16 protein-coding genes are annotated in these 16,521 nt (G+C 44.4%); 10 read left to right on the top strand and 6 right to left on the bottom strand.

Features of this window, described 5'->3' with window-relative positions; translation table 11 throughout:
• Nucleotides 1-88: 88 nt before the first annotated feature.
• On the bottom strand, nt 89-538 hold the full coding sequence (gene fcrX / locus OCV44_RS10445; RefSeq protein WP_004734226.1) for a ferric iron uptake transcriptional regulator FcrX: 450 nt from the start codon (nt 536-538) through the stop codon (nt 89-91).
• Between the two features lie 208 nt (nt 539-746).
• Between fcrX and OCV44_RS10440 the strand changes: the two genes are divergently transcribed.
• A complete protein-coding gene (locus OCV44_RS10440; protein WP_139685821.1) occupies nt 747-1,253 on the top strand; it encodes a DUF4442 domain-containing protein in 507 nt (168 codons plus the stop codon).
• Nucleotides 1,254-1,349: 96 nt separating this feature from the next.
• Here OCV44_RS10440 and fldA read toward each other — a convergent pair whose 3' ends face one another.
• From fldA to OCV44_RS10425, 3 genes are all read right to left on the bottom strand, one after another.
• A complete protein-coding gene (gene fldA / locus OCV44_RS10435; RefSeq protein WP_139685820.1) occupies nt 1,350-1,883 on the bottom strand; it encodes a flavodoxin FldA in 534 nt (177 codons plus the stop codon).
• 57 nt (nt 1,884-1,940) lie between these two features.
• Nucleotides 1,941-2,159 carry a DUF2788 domain-containing protein gene (locus tag OCV44_RS10430; protein ID WP_009847328.1) on the bottom strand — a complete coding sequence of 73 codons (219 nt, stop codon included), beginning with the start codon at nt 2,157-2,159 and terminating at the stop codon, nt 1,941-1,943.
• Nucleotides 2,160-2,267: 108 nt separating this feature from the next.
• A complete protein-coding gene (locus OCV44_RS10425; RefSeq protein ID WP_139685819.1) occupies nt 2,268-3,029 on the bottom strand; it encodes an alpha/beta fold hydrolase in 762 nt (253 codons plus the stop codon).
• 93 nt (nt 3,030-3,122) lie between these two features.
• Here OCV44_RS10425 and seqA point away from each other — a divergent pair, with 93 nt between their 5' ends.
• Nucleotides 3,123-3,662, top strand: a complete 540-nt coding sequence (gene seqA, locus OCV44_RS10420; RefSeq protein WP_086049832.1) for a replication initiation negative regulator SeqA — start codon at nt 3,123-3,125, stop codon at nt 3,660-3,662.
• An 89-nt stretch (nt 3,663-3,751) separates the two neighbouring features.
• A complete protein-coding gene (pgm, locus tag OCV44_RS10415; protein WP_139685818.1) occupies nt 3,752-5,398 on the top strand; it encodes a phosphoglucomutase (alpha-D-glucose-1,6-bisphosphate-dependent) in 1,647 nt (548 codons plus the stop codon).
• A 122-nt stretch (nt 5,399-5,520) separates the two neighbouring features.
• Here pgm and OCV44_RS10410 read toward each other — a convergent pair whose 3' ends face one another.
• Nucleotides 5,521-6,279 (bottom strand): DUF1853 family protein, encoded by a 759-nt coding sequence (locus OCV44_RS10410; protein ID WP_139685817.1) that lies wholly within the window; start codon nt 6,277-6,279, stop codon nt 5,521-5,523.
• A 90-nt stretch (nt 6,280-6,369) separates the two neighbouring features.
• Here OCV44_RS10410 and OCV44_RS10405 point away from each other — a divergent pair, with 90 nt between their 5' ends.
• Nucleotides 6,370-7,128 carry a Nif3-like dinuclear metal center hexameric protein gene (locus OCV44_RS10405; RefSeq protein ID WP_139685816.1) on the top strand — a complete coding sequence of 253 codons (759 nt, stop codon included), beginning with the start codon at nt 6,370-6,372 and terminating at the stop codon, nt 7,126-7,128.
• A gap of 136 nt (nt 7,129-7,264) precedes the next feature.
• On the opposite strand, the gene OCV44_RS10400 is transcribed toward OCV44_RS10405, so the two are convergent.
• Complete coding sequence (locus tag OCV44_RS10400) at nt 7,265-8,554, bottom strand: citrate synthase (protein WP_004734217.1); 1,290 nt, start codon at nt 8,552-8,554, stop codon at nt 7,265-7,267.
• A gap of 414 nt (nt 8,555-8,968) precedes the next feature.
• Between OCV44_RS10400 and sdhC the strand changes: the two genes are divergently transcribed.
• From sdhC to odhB, 6 genes are all read left to right on the top strand, one after another.
• On the top strand, nt 8,969-9,361 hold the full coding sequence (gene sdhC / locus OCV44_RS10395; RefSeq protein WP_012604532.1) for a succinate dehydrogenase cytochrome b556 subunit: 393 nt from the start codon (nt 8,969-8,971) through the stop codon (nt 9,359-9,361).
• On the top strand, nt 9,355-9,702 hold the full coding sequence (sdhD, locus tag OCV44_RS10390) for a succinate dehydrogenase, hydrophobic membrane anchor protein (protein WP_004734215.1): 348 nt from the start codon (nt 9,355-9,357) through the stop codon (nt 9,700-9,702). Before sdhC ends, sdhD begins: the two co-directional genes overlap by 7 nt.
• Entirely contained in the window at nt 9,703-11,469 is a 1,767-nt protein-coding gene (gene sdhA, locus OCV44_RS10385; protein WP_009847321.1) for a succinate dehydrogenase flavoprotein subunit, read from the top strand.
• Nucleotides 11,470-11,481: 12 nt separating this feature from the next.
• A complete protein-coding gene (locus tag OCV44_RS10380) occupies nt 11,482-12,195 on the top strand; it encodes a succinate dehydrogenase iron-sulfur subunit (protein WP_009847320.1) in 714 nt (237 codons plus the stop codon).
• 97 nt (nt 12,196-12,292) lie between these two features.
• Nucleotides 12,293-15,112 carry a 2-oxoglutarate dehydrogenase E1 component gene (gene sucA / locus OCV44_RS10375; protein WP_012604529.1) on the top strand — a complete coding sequence of 940 codons (2,820 nt, stop codon included), beginning with the start codon at nt 12,293-12,295 and terminating at the stop codon, nt 15,110-15,112.
• Between the two features lie 21 nt (nt 15,113-15,133).
• The gene (gene odhB, locus OCV44_RS10370; protein ID WP_009847318.1) at nt 15,134-16,342 is read left to right on the top strand and encodes a 2-oxoglutarate dehydrogenase complex dihydrolipoyllysine-residue succinyltransferase; all 1,209 of its coding nucleotides are present in this window, start codon (nt 15,134-15,136) and stop codon (nt 16,340-16,342) included.
• The last annotated feature ends 179 nt before the right edge of the window (nt 16,343-16,521 follow it).

Raw genomic sequence — 16,521 nt, 5'->3', positions numbered from 1 at the left:
AAATAATCAAATTGTGGACCAAGCTACTGTGATTCTTAATACAGTATCAGCCCTAATAAAAAACGCCGGCCTAGGCCAGCGTTCTGTGTTACTTCTTCGCTTTATGTGCGTCTGGGTTGCCTTTGCAATCCCCTGTGATGCTTTTACCATACAGATACAAACTGTGGTTAGTTAGCTGTACGTTGTAGCGTTGAGCGATTTCTTTTTGTCTTTCTTCGATAAGATCATCAGAGAATTCGATAACTTCACCGCAGTCTAGACATACTAGGTGATCGTGGTGATGTTGTGTTGAAAGTTCAAATACAGACTTACCACCTTCAAAGTGGTGACGAGTTACAATGCCTGCATCATCGAATTGGTTCAGTACGCGATAAACGGTCGCAAGACCAATCTCTTCACCTAAGTCGATCAGCTTTTTATATAAATCTTCAGCACTAATATGTTGGCAGTCTGGTTGTTGTAATACTTCTAAAATTTTGAGCCGTGGGAGGGTCACTTTAAGACCAGCATCTTTTAGCGCTTGATTATTGTCTGACATATACTTTCCTGTTGATGATCTGCAGCAATTAACAGAATTCAATATTAATACCATTATAGTTTAGTCAGGCATAACAATAAACCACGAACTTCAAAGGGTTACTCACTGACATCACAATCTGTTTTGTAAATTAGAAGTATCTCACTTATAGTGGAGGTACGACCAGTAAAGGTGGCGGTATTTTTTGATATGAACATGGATTGTTGTTATGAATAAGCAACTCGTAAAAATATATAAACCTAACATTGTAAAATTTGCTCTCAATATTTGGCCACCTTTCTGGGGGGCCGGGATTAAGATAGCCCACATTAGCGCTGATTTTAGGGTTGTTAAGACGGTACTTAAGTTACGTTGGTGGAATAAGAACGCCAATCGTACTCAATATGGCGGGAGTATCTTTTCTCTTACCGACCCCGTTTATTCGTTGATGTTAATGGGAATTTTAGGTGAGCGGTATTATGTTTGGGATAAAGAGGCGAGTATTAACTTTATCAAGCCAGGTCAATCCGACTTGTATGCTGATTTTGAGATCAGCCAAGGGCAACTTGAGGATATCTACCGTCAGACACAGCTTGGTGAGAAGTGTTTCCCCGAATTTATCATCCACGTTAAAGATAAGCAGGGGAATGTGGTTTCGGAAATTCAGCGAACTCTCTATGTGAGAAAGAAGCCACAATTTAGAGATGATGACGAAGCATTAGAAGCTGAGTGTTGACTGATAAACATTGAATAGCAAAAAACCTCCCATAAGGAGGTTTTTTCATATCTAAATAACCGTCATTAATTGTAACAATTAACAACCGCTAATGAATTAGTCTTCTAGCTCTGTTAGGCACATCTCTTCGTGGATTTGTTTAACCCAGTTAGATACACGCTCATCAGTCAGCTCAGGTTGACGGTCTTCATCGATACATAGACCAACGAATTGGCTGTCGTCACCTTCAACTAAACCTTTCGATGCTTCGAACTCGTAGCCTTCAGTCGACGTGTGACCTAGGATAGTACCGCCTTTCGCTTCAACGATATCACGGATAGTACCCATAGCATCGCAGAAGTATTCTGCGTAATCTTCTTGGTCGCCACAACCAAAAATAGCAACAAGCTTAGTTGAGAAATCAATAGCTTCTAGCTCAGGGAAAAAGTCATCCCAATCACATTGTGCTTCGCCGTAGTACCACGTAGGGATACCAAGCAGCAGCAGATCGAAGTTATCGATATCTTCTTTGCTGCTTTTTGCAATGTCTTGAACTTGAACGAGCTGCTTGCCCAATTGCTTTTGAATCATCTTAGCAACAGCTTCAGTGTTACCTGTATCGCTACCAAAGAAGAGACCTACACTTGCCATAGAATCATTACCTTTCATTTTGTCTGTTGTCGGTGTAATAAAGTTCGGAGGAAATCGTTAGATTCCAGTTCCTTCCCAGCTTAGTTGGATTATCCCTTTTGCGATAAAACCTGCGCAGCCAAGGAAAAGTACTAACCATACGATACGACGACCAAATGCAGGAACATTTCCCTGCTTTAGAACGTCTTTAATTGCCATTCCGATTAGAAAGAAAATCGCGGCAAACAGAAGATCTAAACCAACAGATTCAATGATGTTCATGTAGTCGTAAAGCATGGGAACCTTATATACCAAATTTGCTTGGGCGCACTATATCACTGTTGTGGGATAAAGTTAATCTGCTGTGATTACACAGCTCTCATTTATATCGACAAATTAACCTATCTAAGCGATGAATTTTCTTATTGCACGGAGCACTTCAGCGGGCTTTTCCGCGTGTAGCCAATGTCCAGTATTGGCGATAACATGTGCCTTTACGTCGGAAAATTGCTGTTGAACGGCGGTTTGATGCTCAGCTGTCAGATAATCTGAGTCACCACCCTTGATTAGCAAGGTTTTGACCGAGGTTTTCTCGATTGGTTCCCAACCAATAATTTGTGGATAGTTGCTTAATAGCGAGGCAACGTTGAAACGCCATTCCATGATGCCTTGCTCTGATTTGAACAAAGATTTAGTCAAGAACTGGCGAACCCCATCAATCTCGATATGTTTTGCGAGGATTTTGAGCGCCTCTGAGCGTGAGGTCGGTTTTTCTTCTACCACAGCTTGTAGGCCTGCGAATACGTTGTCGTGTCGACTTTGAGTGTACGCGACCGGCGCCATATCCAAGACAATCAATTTGTGCAGCGCAAGCTGTTGCGTCAGTGCCATCGCCACTTTGCCACCCATCGAGTGACCAATCACAGTAACACCGTCTAACTCAAGATCATTCAGCAGTTGAGCCACATCTTTTGCCATAGCTTGATAATTATGAGTGTCACTATGGAAAGATTGCCCGTGGTTGCGTAGATCGATGCTAAGTACTTGATGATCGGCTTTTAGATCCCTAGCCAACAAGCCAAGGTTGTCCAAATTACCGAATAATCCATGGATCAAAACAATGGTGTGACCCTCACCTTCAATTTTATAGTTGAGCTGTACTGACATTTTTATCTTATTCATGGTGGGTTTGACGTAGAGTATCCGCGCGGATCTCGCTATAATCCCCCAGAGTTTAAACATTGAGATTGTGAAAAGCGAATGAAAACAATTGAGGTTGATGAGGACCTATACCGTTTTATTGCGGGTCAGACAGAACGTATTGGCGAAAGCGCTTCAGATATTCTGCGCCGCTTGTTACTGGTTGATAACCAAGGCACGGCTCCGATCGAAGAGATCGTTGAGCCAAAAGGTATCGTTGTTAGCAAAGAGGTAGGCTTTACTCCAGAGAAGTTCGATGGCGTTAAAGAAATGCGCTCACTACTAATATCAGATGAGTTTGCATCACTAAAGAAAGCCATTGATCGTTTCATGCTTGTGTTATCAACACTGCATAAAATCGACCCTTTAAGCTTTTCAGAAGCAACTCAAGTAAAAGGCCGTAAGCGTGTTTACTTTGCAGACAACGAAGCGACGTTGTTAGCAAACGGCAACACAACTAAGCCTAAAGCTATTCCACAAAGTCCTTTTTGGGTTATTACGAATAACAACACAAGCCGTAAAAGACAGATGGTTGAGCAGCTTATGAGTCGCATGAGTTTCCAGGCAGAATTGATAGAAAAAGTAACAGGTTCAATTTAACGAAATCTGATTTAAACCTCATAATATCCATGGCTAAGAAGATATTATGAGGTTTTTTTGTTTTTAAATTTTATATAAGGATGTCGATAATGGCTATGCACCCTCGTGCCGGGCAGAAAGCTCAGCAGGAAGATCTTCATAATATCCCGGCTTTAGTTGCAAACTATTTCTTACAGCAACCGGATGCTACTAACCCAGATCACAAAGTACTGTTTGGTACTTCAGGTCATCGCGGTACAGCAGACAAATCAACATTTAATGAAAACCACATTCTAGCGATCGCACAAGCGGTGGCTGAAGTTCGTGCCGATCAAGGTACTACTGGTCCCCTTTTTCTAGGTAAAGATACTCACGCCCTCTCTGAGCCTGCGTTTTCTACGGTTATCGAAGTGCTTGTAGCCAACGGCGTTGAAGTTATTATTCAAGAAAACAATGGCTTTACTCCAACTCCAGGTATCTCGCACGCGATTCTTACGCATAACCTAGTGAATGACAAAAAAGCCGACGGCATTGTTATCACGCCTTCGCATAACCCACCACAAGACGGTGGTATTAAATACAACCCAACACACGGTGGCCCTGCTGAAGCTGAGCTAACTCAAGCGATTGAAGATCGTGCGAATGTTATCATTGCTGAGCAAATGCAAGGCGTTAAGCGCACTCCTATCGCACAGGCTAAACAGTCAGAGCTAGTGAAAGAAGTTGATCTCGTTGCTCCTTACGTTGCTGACTTGGTTAATGTGGTTGATATGGAAGCGATCCAGAAAGCAAACATCAAAATTGGTGTTGATCCACTGGGTGGTAGTGGTATCGATTACTGGCGTCAAATTGGTAAAGCGTACAACCTAGATCTTACTTTGGTAAGTGAAGCGGTTGATCCTTCGTTCCAATTTATGTCTCTAGACAAAGATGGTGTTGTTCGTATGGATTGTTCTTCTCCGTACGCAATGGCAGGCTTACTGGCGCTTAAAGATGACTATCAACTAGCGTTTGGTAACGACCCTGATTACGATCGCCACGGCATTGTTACGCCAAAAGGCTTGATGAATCCAAACCACTTCCTAGCGGTGTGTATTGATTATCTATATCGCAACCGTGAAGGTTGGGGTAAAGACGTTGCAGTGGGTAAAACATTGGTATCAAGTGCATTGATTGACCGTGTTGTTGCTGACTTAGGTCGCGAACTTTGTGAAGTGCCAGTTGGTTTCAAATGGTTCGTTGATGGCTTATACAACGGTCAGTTTGGTTTCGGTGGCGAAGAGAGTGCGGGTGCATCTTTCTTACGTAAAGACGGAACGCCTTGGTCAACAGATAAAGATGGCCTCATTCTTTGCCTACTTGCGGCTGAGATCACAGCAGTAACGGGTAAGAACCCACAAGAATACTACGAAGAGCTCGCTGCTAAACATGGCGAATCTAAGTACAACCGTATTCAAGCGGTAGCGAATGGTGCACAAAAAGACGTGCTGAAGAAGCTATCTCCAGAGATGGTTTCGGCTGAAACACTTGCTGGCGATGCGATTACTGCTCGCTTAACGCATGCTCCAGGTAATGGTGCTGCAATTGGCGGCCTAAAAGTGACGACTGAAAACGGTTGGTTTGCTGCTCGTCCATCAGGAACTGAAGATATCTATAAGATATACTGTGAAAGCTTTAAAGGTGAAGAGCACCTAAAAGCAATCGAAGCAGAAGCTCAAGAGATTGTTAATCAAGTATTTGCAGCTGCTGGCCTATAATCGAATACAGATTAGTAGAGTCATAAAATAAACAGTGAAAGGGTTGATGTGAAAGCATCAGCCCTTTTTATTTGTCTGTGAGTAAGTGGCTTAAGACTAAATCAACTCAATGGCTGAATGGATTAGCCGCGTGGCCAGCTTAGTGGCATCACAAACCAAAATTGCCCTGATTTGGTTTGCCCATGAACAAAGCGATCACCAAACTCGGTGATAGGTTCACCGCTAAAATCATCAGTGCCAGCCGCCCATTGTTCTTTGGTGAGAGGGTAGAGTGCTTCAGTAATTAAGTGAGCCTGATTTTGGTAGCACCAAAAGCCGTTTACTTGGCTTGGGTTAATATCGTAGCCCAAGCATTCAGTCGGTACTTTTTGATCTAAGAATGGGTTTGTATATAGACGACCTTGCATGAGGAGGTGTTTTGAGTCGACATCGATCTCTGGATATTGTTCAACAAAGGCAGTTGAAGACGACATACCCAGCTGGTGGGTGAGCATCCTGTCTAACTTCTTATCTAATTGGTCATGCGAGTTAGGACCAAACCATGTCTGTTCATGGAGAAGATAAAACTTAATCGCCACTTCCCAATGTTGTAGCTTTTGGTTGCTCTCTTTTTCGAGAATAAAGTCGATAGCACCTAGCGTTCTGCCTTCAACATTAATCTGAATCTCATCGTGCTTGACCGAATAATCAGGTGAGGCTTCAATGACTTGTTCACATAGATGCTGGTAGAGGAAACCTAACCTTGGGTTTCCGTTATAAGTGTGTGATGAGTCGATGGCATAGGTGCTTAAGAATGCACCAAGATCGGAAACGGGTGGTTTGATTTCTAGTAATGGCGGTGAGTCGATGACCCATTGATAAAAACGTTGCAGTGCTGTCATCTGTTCCTCATAAACTCATCGTGGGGCTTTCGACATTCTACCCGTAAATTGATATAACGACGTTATTATAAAGTTAAGCTGGAAAGAAAAATGAATAACTTACAATTAGAAAAGCTACTTAACGAAAAACTGCAGCCACAGCAGATTAAAGATTACTGCCCGAATGGTTTGCAGGTTGAAGGTGCGCCAGAAGTGAAGCGCATTGTTACTGGTGTGACAGCTTCTCAAGCCTTGATTGACAGAGCTGTAGAGCTGAATGCAGACGCTTTGTTAGTCCATCATGGTTTCTTCTGGAAAGGTGAACCAGAAGCGATTCGCGGCATGAAGGGCAAGCGCATTCGTACTCTGATTAAAAATGATATTAACCTTTTAGGTTATCACTTGCCGCTTGATATCCATCCTGAGCTGGGCAACAACGCGAAACTGGCGGAGTTACTTGATATCGAAGTCGAAGGCGGTCTGGAAGGGCATCCACAATCGGTTGCGATGTTTGGCAAGTTGAGTGCGCCAATGACAGGTGCAGAATTCGCAGAAAAAATCGACCAAGTTCTGAATCGTAAGCCACTGCATATTGCTCCAGAAAACCAAAACAAAATGATTACGACTGTCGGTTGGTGTACTGGTGGTGGTCAAGACTACATTGAGTTAGCGGCTTCTCAAGGTATTGATGCGTTTATCTCTGGTGAGATCTCAGAGCGAACTACGTACTCAGCACGTGAGCAAGATATCCATTACTTTGCTGCAGGGCACCATGCAACAGAACGTTATGGCGTGAAGGCATTAGGTGAGTGGCTAGCGAAAGAACATGGCTTGAATGTTGAGTTTATTGATATCGATAATCCAGTGTAACCACGTTTAGAGATTATGACTTTCTGGATATTTGTACCTTCATTGAAGTGATACGAAATACTGGAAGACAAAAAAGGGTTGATGTTAATACATCAACCCTTTTTGATTTTAATCGATTAGAAAAGTCGAAACTTTACTATTCGCGCTCGTGTAGAGCTTGGAAATCACGCTGTTCTTCACCCGTGTACAACTGACGAGGACGACCGATGCGGTTCGTCGGATCGCTGTGCATTTCGTTCCAGTGTGCAATCCAACCGATAGTACGAGACATCGCAAAGATTACTGTGAACATTGATACAGGAATGCCAATCGCTTTCAGAATGATACCTGAGTAGAAATCTACGTTCGGGTATAGTTTCTTCGATACAAAGTACTCATCAGAAAGAGCGATGCGCTCAAGTTCCATTGCTACGTCAAGTAGTGGATCTTGAATGTTCAGTTCTTTAAGTACTTCGTGGCACGCTTCGCGCATTACCGTTGCACGTGGATCGTAGTTCTTGTAAACACGGTGACCGAAGCCCATTAGGCGGAATGGGTCATCTTTGTCTTTTGCTTTTGCAACGTATTCTTCAATGTTGTCTACGCTACCGATCTCTTCAAGCATCATTAGACAAGCTTCGTTAGCACCGCCGTGAGCCGGGCCCCACAAAGAAGCGATACCAGCAGCAATACAAGCAAATGGGTTTGCACCCGAAGAACCTGCTAAACGAACCGTTGACGTTGAAGCATTTTGTTCGTGATCTGCGTGTAACGTAAAGATTTTGTCCATTGCGCGAGCAACAACAGGGTTTACTTCATATTCTTCACATGGATTTGCATACATCATGTGCAGGAAGTTTTCTGCGTAGCCTAGGTCATTGCGTGGGTAGATAAACGGTTGACCGATAGAATATTTGTAACACATTGCAGCCAGTGTTGGCATTTTTGAAATTAGGCGGTATGCCGCAATTTCACGGTGTGTGTCGTTATTAACATCTAATGAATCATGATAGAACGCAGCAAGCGCACCTACCACACCACACATAACAGCCATTGGGTGAGCATCACGGCGGAAGCCGTGGAAGAAACTAGCAATTTGCTCATGAACCATGGTGTGACGCGTGACAGTCGTCTTGAACTCTTCGTATTGAGCTCGAGAAGGAGCTTCGCCGTATAAAAGAATGTAACAAACTTCTAAGTAATCAGCGTTATTGGCCAGTTGATCAATTGGATAACCACGGTGTAGAAGGATACCTTTTCCACCGTCAATATAAGTGATTTGCGATTCACAAGATGCAGTGGCAAGAAAACCAGGATCAAAAGTGAAAAAACCATTAGAACCCAGTGTACGAACGTCGATGACTGGAGTACCAAGTACACCTTCTGTAATCGGCAATTCGATCGGCGCTTGACCTTCAATATGAAGGGTAGCTTTCTTATCCGCCATAACAATCTCCTTTGTTATTATTAATCCGTCCAGGATGTTTATGTGCCATTTTTTTACTGGTCTTACGTCAGAAAGTCAATTTTTCTGCAGCTTTGTGTGCACTTGTTAGTGTTTTTTACATTAAATTCGTTAAAAGTCTGTGCTGTGTAGCATTATTTGTTGCATCAATTGTATTAGAATGTTGCCAGCCGTATAGTGGCGCTGAAAAGTTTGGTTAAAACCTTATAAATGCAAGGCTAAGAAGAAATGTGAGGTGTCTTCGGAAACCTGGTTATTAACAATTATTTTACAATTATCTAAGGCTCAACTTACGTTATTTGTTAAGTTAATGTTAAATTTTGAGGGTTTGCAATCAAATTTTGTCCATAACAATACATAAGGTTATTTAATGACCATCATGCTCAATGGAGCTGAGTGAGCGAGCCCGTGAAAGAAAGAAAGACAAGACCTGTTAATTTAGATTTACAGACCATCCACTTTCCTATCACAGCAATAGCTTCCATCCTACACCGTGTGTCTGGGGTGATTACTTTTGTTGCGATCGGAATTCTGCTTTGGTTACTATCCATTTCCCTCTCTTCCCCTGTAGGCTTTATGGAAGCTAGCGACATTGTCGACGGTTTCTTCGTGAAGTTTATTCTGTGGGGCATTTTAACCGCTTTGGCTTACCACATTGCTGGTGGTATTCGTCACCTTCTTATGGACCTTGGTCACTTTGAAGAGCTGGAATCTGGCGCTAAGAGCGCGAAGGTTGCATTCGCAGCAACAGCGGTATTGTCTCTACTAGCGGGGATCTTAGTATGGTAAACAACGTTTCTACTTTTGGTCGTAATGGTGTGCATGATTATCTATTGATTCGTGCAACAGCCATCATTATGACGCTTTACACTATCTACCTAGTGAGCTTCTGTGCTTTCTCTGGTGATATTTCTTACGCATCTTGGACGCAATTTTTTGGTGGTACCTTCACTAAAGTCTTCACCATGTTAGCACTTACTTCAATTTTGGTTCACGCGTGGATCGGCTTGTGGCAAGTACTAACTGACTACATCAAATGTGCAAAATTGCGCGTTGGTCTTCAAGTCGGTGTTGTTGCGGTTCTTCTAGGATATTTCTTCTCTGGTCTGTTTATTTTGTGGGGTGCGTAAGTGACTATTCCTGTTCGTGAGTTTGATGCTGTAGTAATTGGCGCTGGTGGTGCTGGTATGCGCGCCGCGCTACAAATTTCTGAGCAAGGCCTATCTTGTGCGTTGCTTTCTAAAGTTTTCCCAACTCGTTCTCATACTGTATCTGCGCAAGGTGGTATCACCGTTGCTCTTGGTAATGCGCATGAAGATCACTGGGAACAACACATGTACGATACGGTTAAAGGTTCCGATTACATCGGCGACCAAGATGCTATCGAATACATGTGTAAAAATGGCCCTGAGTCGGTTATCGAATTAGAAAAAATGGGTCTTCCATTTTCTCGTTTTGATAACGGCAGTATTTACCAACGTCCGTTTGGTGGCCAATCTAAGAATTTTGGTGGTGAGCAAGCGGCTCGTACCGCAGCGGCAGCTGACCGTACTGGTCACGCACTGCTACACACGCTTTACCAACAAAACATTAAACATAAAACGACGGTTTTCTCTGAGTGGTATGCACTGGATCTTGTTAAAAACGAAGATGGTGCAATCTTAGGTACTACCGCGCTTTGTATGGAGACGGGTGAGGTTTGCTACTTCAAAGCGAAGGCAACAATCCTTGCTACTGGTGGTGCTGGTCGTATTTACGCTTCTACAACCAACGCACACATCAATACTGGTGACGGTGTTGGCATGGCGATTCGTGCTGGCGTTCCAATGCAAGACATCGAAATGTGGCAGTTCCACCCAACGGGTATCGCTGGCGCAGGTGTTTTGGTAACAGAAGGTTGTCGTGGTGAAGGTGGTTACCTTCTCAATAAAGACGGCGAGCGCTTCATGGAACGTTATGCTCCGAATGCTAAAGATTTAGCGGGTCGTGATGTTGTAGCTCGTTCGATGATGGTTGAGATTCGTGAAGGTCGTGGTTGTGATGGTCCATGGGGTCCACACATCAAGCTGAAACTTGATCACCTAGGTAAAGAGACGCTTGAGTCTCGTCTGCCGGGTGTATGTGAGCTTTCTCGTACGTTCGCTCACGTTGATCCTGTTAAAGAACCTATTCCTGTAATCCCAACGTGTCACTACATGATGGGTGGTGTTCCAACACAGGTTTCTGGTCAAGCAATTAAACAAACTGAAGACGGTACAGACGTTGAAATTCAAGGTCTATTCGCTTGTGGCGAAATCGCTTCAGTATCAGTACACGGTGCAAACCGTCTAGGTGGCAACTCGCTACTTGATTTGGTTGTATTCGGTCGTGCGACAGGTCTTCACCTTGGTGAGACTTTGAACAAGCAAGCTGAAGCAAAACCTGCAACTGAAGCCGACATTGAACGTTCACTAGAGCGCTACAATCGTTGGGAAAACAGTACTGACGGTGAAGACCCTGCGGTAATTCGTAAAGATCTTCAGCAATGTATGCAGAACAACTTCTCTGTATTCCGTGAAGGTAAAGCGATGGCTGACGGCTTAGAAGAGCTTAAAGTGATTCGTGAGCGTCTTAAAAATGCACACCTTTCAGACAAGTCGACTGAGTTCAACACGCAACGTATTGAGTGTTTAGAGCTTGAAAACTTGATGGAAACGGCATTTGCAACCGCGGTTGCAGCAAACTTCCGTACAGAGAGTCGTGGAGCGCATGCTCGTTTCGACTTCCCAGATCGTGATGATGAGCAATGGCTATGCCATTCACTGTACAACCCTGAATCAGAAAGTATGACTAAGCGTGGCGTGAACATGGAACCTATCCATCGTGAAGCATTCCCGCCGAAAGCACGTACGTACTAAGGAGATATGACCATGAAACTGAATTTCTCTTTATACCGTTACAACCCAGATGTGGACCAGAAGCCTTACATGAAAGAGTACACCCTAGAGGTGGAAGAAGGTTCTGACATGATGCTTTTGGACGCGCTTATTCTTTTGAAAGAGCAAGATCCAACGATTTCATTCCGTCGCTCATGCCGTGAAGGTGTATGTGGTTCTGATGGTTTGAACATGAATGGTAAAAACGGATTGGCGTGTATCACGCCACTGTCTGCACTTTCTGGCCAAGATAAGATCGTAATCCGCCCACTTCCAGGTTTGCCTGTTGTGCGTGATTTAATCGTAGACATGACTCAGTTCTACGATAACTACGAAAAAGTTAAGCCGTTCTTAGTGTCTGATGGCAATGTGCCACCGGCTCGTGAAAACCTACAAAGCCCTGATGAGCGAGCTCATTTAGATGGTTTGTATGAATGTATTATGTGTGCATGTTGTACGACTTCATGCCCATCATTCTGGTGGAATCCAGATAAGTTCATCGGACCAGCTGGCCTACTTGCAGCATACCGTTGGCTAATAGATAGCCGAGATACGGCGACAGACGAACGTCTGTCCGATCTTGATGATGCATTTAGCGTTTTTCGTTGCCATGGCATAATGAATTGTGTAAGTGTTTGTCCTAAGGGATTAAATCCGACGAAAGCGATTGGTCACATTAAGACCATGCTAGTGAATCGTTCGGTTTAAGTGATATAAAAATTGCCGCCCTAGAAGTTTTGGGGCGGCCTTTTAATAGCTCGGCATAGACCGCAGCAAACGTGAAAACTACTGGTTAAGGGAAAATATGCACAACGGCGTGATGAAGGCATGGCTCGAGTCTTCACACTTGGCTGGCGCCAATGCAACGTACGTAGAAGAACTCTATGAACTGTATCTTAGTGACCCCGATTCGGTAAGTGACGAATGGAGAAGCGTTTTTGAAGAACTGCCTGTGCAAGCTTCAGAAGCGGTGGAACAACCACACTCTCGTGTTCGTGAATACTTCCGTCGACTCGCTCAAGAAACAAAGCATTACAGTGTCCAAGTTAGTGATCCAGATGTCGATGCGAAACAAGTAAAGGTTCTGCAACTTATTAATGCTTATCGATTCCGAGGGCATCAATCAGCAAATCTAGACCCCCTAGGTTTATGGGAAAGAGATACAGTCGCTGAACTGGACCCTTCTTTCCACACTCTTACCGAAGAAGACCTCAACGAGACGTTTAACGTCGGCTCTTACGCCATTGGCCAAGAGACGATGGTGCTTAAAGATCTCTACAAATCTCTAAAGCAAACTTATTGTGGTTCGATTGGTGCTGAATACATGCACATGACTAATACAGAACAAAAGCGTTGGATCCAACAACGTTTAGAGTCTGTATCAGGTCAACCGTCTTTCAACAAAGAAGAAAAGCAAGCTTTCCTAGAAGAGCTAACGGCTGCAGAAGGTCTTGAGCGCTATCTTGGTGCTAAATTCCCTGGTGCAAAACGCTTCTCTTTGGAAGGTGGTGATGCTCTTATCCCAATGACGAAAGAAATCATTCGTCATGCAGGTGGACAAGGCATGCGTGAAGTTGTTGTTGGTATGGCTCACCGTGGTCGTCTAAACATGCTGGTCAATGTGCTTGGTAAAAAGCCACAAGACCTGTTTGACGAATTTGCGGGCAAGCACAGCGATGATTCATGGGGTACTGGTGATGTGAAATACCACCAAGGTTTCTCTGCGGATTTCGCAACACCAGGCGGCAACGTTCACTTAGCACTTGCATTTAACCCATCTCACTTAGAAATCGTAAACCCGGTAGTTATCGGCTCAGTACGTGCTCGCCAAGATCGTTTAGACGATAAAGACGGCAGCCGTGTACTTCCAATTACTATCCACGGTGATTCAGCTATCGCTGGTCAGGGCGTAGTGCAAGAGACGTTTAACATGTCTCAAGCCCGTGGTTTCTGTGTTGGTGGTACGGTTCGTATCGTTGTAAACAACCAAGTTGGTTTTACAACGTCTAACCCTCGCGATACACGTTCTACGATGTACTGTACAGATATCGCGAAGATGGTTCAGGCTCCGATTTTCCACGTTAACTCTGATGATCCAGAAGCGGTTGCGTTCGTAGCGCGTCTTGCATTGGATTACCGTAATACGTTTAAGCGTGATGTTGTTATTGATTTGGTTTGTTACCGTCGCCACGGTCACAACGAAGCCGATGAGCCGAATGCAACACAGCCTTTGATGTACCAAAAAATCAAAAAGCACCCAACGCCACGTAAGCTTTACGCTGACGTGCTAATGGAGCGCGGTGAGTTTGGTATTGATACAGCAACTCAACTCGTTAACGAATATCGTGATGCACTTGATCACGGTGAAGTTGTGGTTAAAGAGTGGCGTCCAATGGCACTTCACTCTGTGGACTGGTCTCCTTACCTAGGTCACGATTGGAACATCGAGTGGGATAACAAAATTGATATCGAGCGCCTGAAAGAGCTTGGTACTAAACTTTGCCAATACCCAGACAGCCACAAGCTGCAAAGCCGAGTAAATAAACTGTACAACGATCGCACTGCCATGGTGAATGGTGAGAAACAAGTCGATTGGGGTATGGCTGAGACTCTGGCTTACGCAACACTTGTTGATGACGGTAAGCGTATTCGTATCTCTGGCCAAGATTCAGGTCGTGGTACGTTCTTCCACCGTCACTCAGTACTGCACAATCAATCAGATGCAAGCACGTATGTTCCTCTTGCGAACATTCATGATAAACAAGGGCCATTCCAAGTGTTTGACTCTGTGTTATCTGAAGAAGCGGTACTCGCATTTGAGTATGGTTATGCGACAGCAGAGCCAAGTGGTCTAACCCTTTGGGAAGCACAATTTGGTGACTTCGCAAACGGTGCTCAAGTTGTTATTGACCAATTTATCTCGTCAGGTGAGCAAAAGTGGGCGCGTTTATGTGGCCTAACAATGCTGCTTCCTCACGGTTATGAAGGTCAAGGCCCTGAGCACTCTTCTGCTCGTCTTGAACGTTACCTTCAGTTATGTGCTGAACAAAACATGCAGGTTGTTGTTCCTTCAACGCCAGCACAGGTTTACCACATGATTCGTCGTCAGGTCGTTAGACCAATGCGTCGTCCACTGATTGTAATGTCACCTAAGTCATTGCTCCGTCACCCTCTGTGTACGTCTTCTCTTGAAGATTTGGCAGAAGGTACGTTCCAACCAGCTATCGCAGAAATTGATGATCTGGCTCCTGAGAACGTAAAACGCGTCGTGTTCTGTTCAGGTAAGGTTTACTTTGACCTCCTTGACCAAAGACGCAAGAACGAGCAAGACGATGTCGCTATTGTACGTATTGAGCAACTTTACCCGTTCCCTTACGAGGACGTGAGAGCTGCAATCGCTCAATACACAAATGTAGTCGATTACGTTTGGTGTCAAGAAGAGCCACAAAACCAAGGTGCTTGGTACAGTAGCCAACATAATTTCCGAGCTGCTATCCCAGTAGGTGCTGATATTCAATACGCAGGTCGTCCTGCATCAGCATCACCAGCTGTTGGCTATATGTCGGTACACTTGAAACAACAAAAAGCGTTAGTTGACGACGCTTTGACCCTACTTAAGAACTAGAAGTAAAAGGAAAATACGCACATGACAATTGAAATTCTGGTTCCAGATTTACCTGAATCTGTGGCTGATGCAACAGTTGCGACTTGGCACAAAAAACCGGGCGAAGCGGTTGCACGTGATGAAGTCATTGTAGATATCGAAACAGATAAAGTTGTTCTAGAAGTACCGGCTCCTGAAGCGGGTGTTCTAGAAGCTATCATTGAAGAAGAGGGTGCTACGGTACTTTCTAAGCAGCTTCTAGCGAAAATCAAACCTGGTGCTGTCGCTGGTGAACCAACGAAAGACACGACTGAAGATACAGAAGCTTCTCCTGATAAGCGCCACAAAGCGGCACTTACAGAAGAAAGCAACGACGCACTAAGCCCTGCTGTTCGTCGTCTTCTTGCAGAGCACAACCTACAACCAGCTGACGTTAAAGGCACTGGTGTTGGTGGTCGTATTACTCGTGAAGACATTGACGCACACCTTGCAGCAGCGAAAGCGGCTCCGGCAGCAGCCTCTGCACCAGCAGTTGAAGCGCCAGCAGCGGCTCGTAGCCAAAAACGCGTGCCTATGACTCGCCTACGTAAGACAGTTGCAAACCGTCTTCTAGAAGCGAAGAACAGCACAGCTATGCTGACTACTTTCAACGAAGTGAACATGAAGCCAATCATGGACCTTCGTAAGCAGTACAAAGACCAATTCGAGAAGCGTCATGATACGCGTCTTGGTTTCATGTCTTTCTACGTGAAGGCAGTAACAGAAGCGCTAAAACGTTTCCCAGAAGTTAACGCTTCTATTGATGGTACAGATATCGTTTACCACAACTACTTCGACATCAGCATGGCAGTATCAACGCCACGTGGTCTAGTCACTCCAGTACTGAAAGACTGTGACACACTAGGTTTCGCTGACATCGAAAAAGGCATCAAAGAGCTAGCAATCAAAGGCCGTGACGGCAAGCTAACTGTTGATGAGCTGATGGGCGGTAACTTCACTATCACGAACGGTGGTGTATTTGGTTCTCTAATGTCTACGCCAATCATCAACCCGCCTCAAGCGGCAATTTTGGGTATGCACAAAATCCAAGATCGTCCAATGGCTGTTGATGGCAAGGTTGAGATCTTACCAATGATGTACCTAGCGCTTTCTTACGATCACCGTCTAATCGATGGCCGTGAATCAGTTGGCTTCCTAGTGACAATCAAAGAGCTTCTAGAAGATCCTGCACGTCTGCTATTAGACGTTTAGTATCTCTAAAACGTCTAGTTAACCCAGTTAGCTAGACGTAAAAAGTTTCAAAGGCTAGGCTGCTCAACGTCTGGCCTTCAATTGAACTGTAAAGCCATTAGAAAATGGACAGCAGTTGATTTGAGAAGACCCTACAGACGTACCACAGGAAACTGTGTCGTTATGGAAATAATAATCCC

The organism is Vibrio tasmaniensis, from assembly GCF_024347635.1.
In the GTDB taxonomy this organism is placed as follows: Bacteria; Pseudomonadota; Gammaproteobacteria; order Enterobacterales; family Vibrionaceae; genus Vibrio; species Vibrio tasmaniensis.
The sequence above is the reverse complement of the archived record's forward strand: the minus strand, read 5'-3'. Positions and strand labels throughout refer to the sequence as shown.

Coding starts and splice junctions, on each gene's coding strand:
- odhB (WP_009847318.1), top strand. CDS start 15,134: ATGACAATTGAAATTCTGGTTCCAGATTTACCTGAATCTGTGGCTGAT.
- OCV44_RS10440 (WP_139685821.1), top strand. CDS start 747: ATGAATAAGCAACTCGTAAAAATATATAAACCTAACATTGTAAAATTT.
- OCV44_RS10400 (WP_004734217.1), bottom strand. CDS start 8,554: ATGGCGGATAAGAAAGCTACCCTTCATATTGAAGGTCAAGCGCCGATC.
- seqA (WP_086049832.1), top strand. CDS start 3,123: ATGAAAACAATTGAGGTTGATGAGGACCTATACCGTTTTATTGCGGGT.
- sucA (WP_012604529.1), top strand. CDS start 12,293: ATGCACAACGGCGTGATGAAGGCATGGCTCGAGTCTTCACACTTGGCT.
- fldA (WP_139685820.1), bottom strand. CDS start 1,883: ATGGCAAGTGTAGGTCTCTTCTTTGGTAGCGATACAGGTAACACTGAA.
- OCV44_RS10425 (WP_139685819.1), bottom strand. CDS start 3,029: ATGTCAGTACAGCTCAACTATAAAATTGAAGGTGAGGGTCACACCATT.
- OCV44_RS10410 (WP_139685817.1), bottom strand. CDS start 6,279: ATGACAGCACTGCAACGTTTTTATCAATGGGTCATCGACTCACCGCCA.
- pgm (WP_139685818.1), top strand. CDS start 3,752: ATGGCTATGCACCCTCGTGCCGGGCAGAAAGCTCAGCAGGAAGATCTT.
- OCV44_RS10430 (WP_009847328.1), bottom strand. CDS start 2,159: ATGCTTTACGACTACATGAACATCATTGAATCTGTTGGTTTAGATCTT.
- sdhD (WP_004734215.1), top strand. CDS start 9,355: ATGGTAAACAACGTTTCTACTTTTGGTCGTAATGGTGTGCATGATTAT.
- OCV44_RS10380 (WP_009847320.1), top strand. CDS start 11,482: ATGAAACTGAATTTCTCTTTATACCGTTACAACCCAGATGTGGACCAG.
- fcrX (WP_004734226.1), bottom strand. CDS start 538: ATGTCAGACAATAATCAAGCGCTAAAAGATGCTGGTCTTAAAGTGACC.
- OCV44_RS10405 (WP_139685816.1), top strand. CDS start 6,370: ATGAATAACTTACAATTAGAAAAGCTACTTAACGAAAAACTGCAGCCA.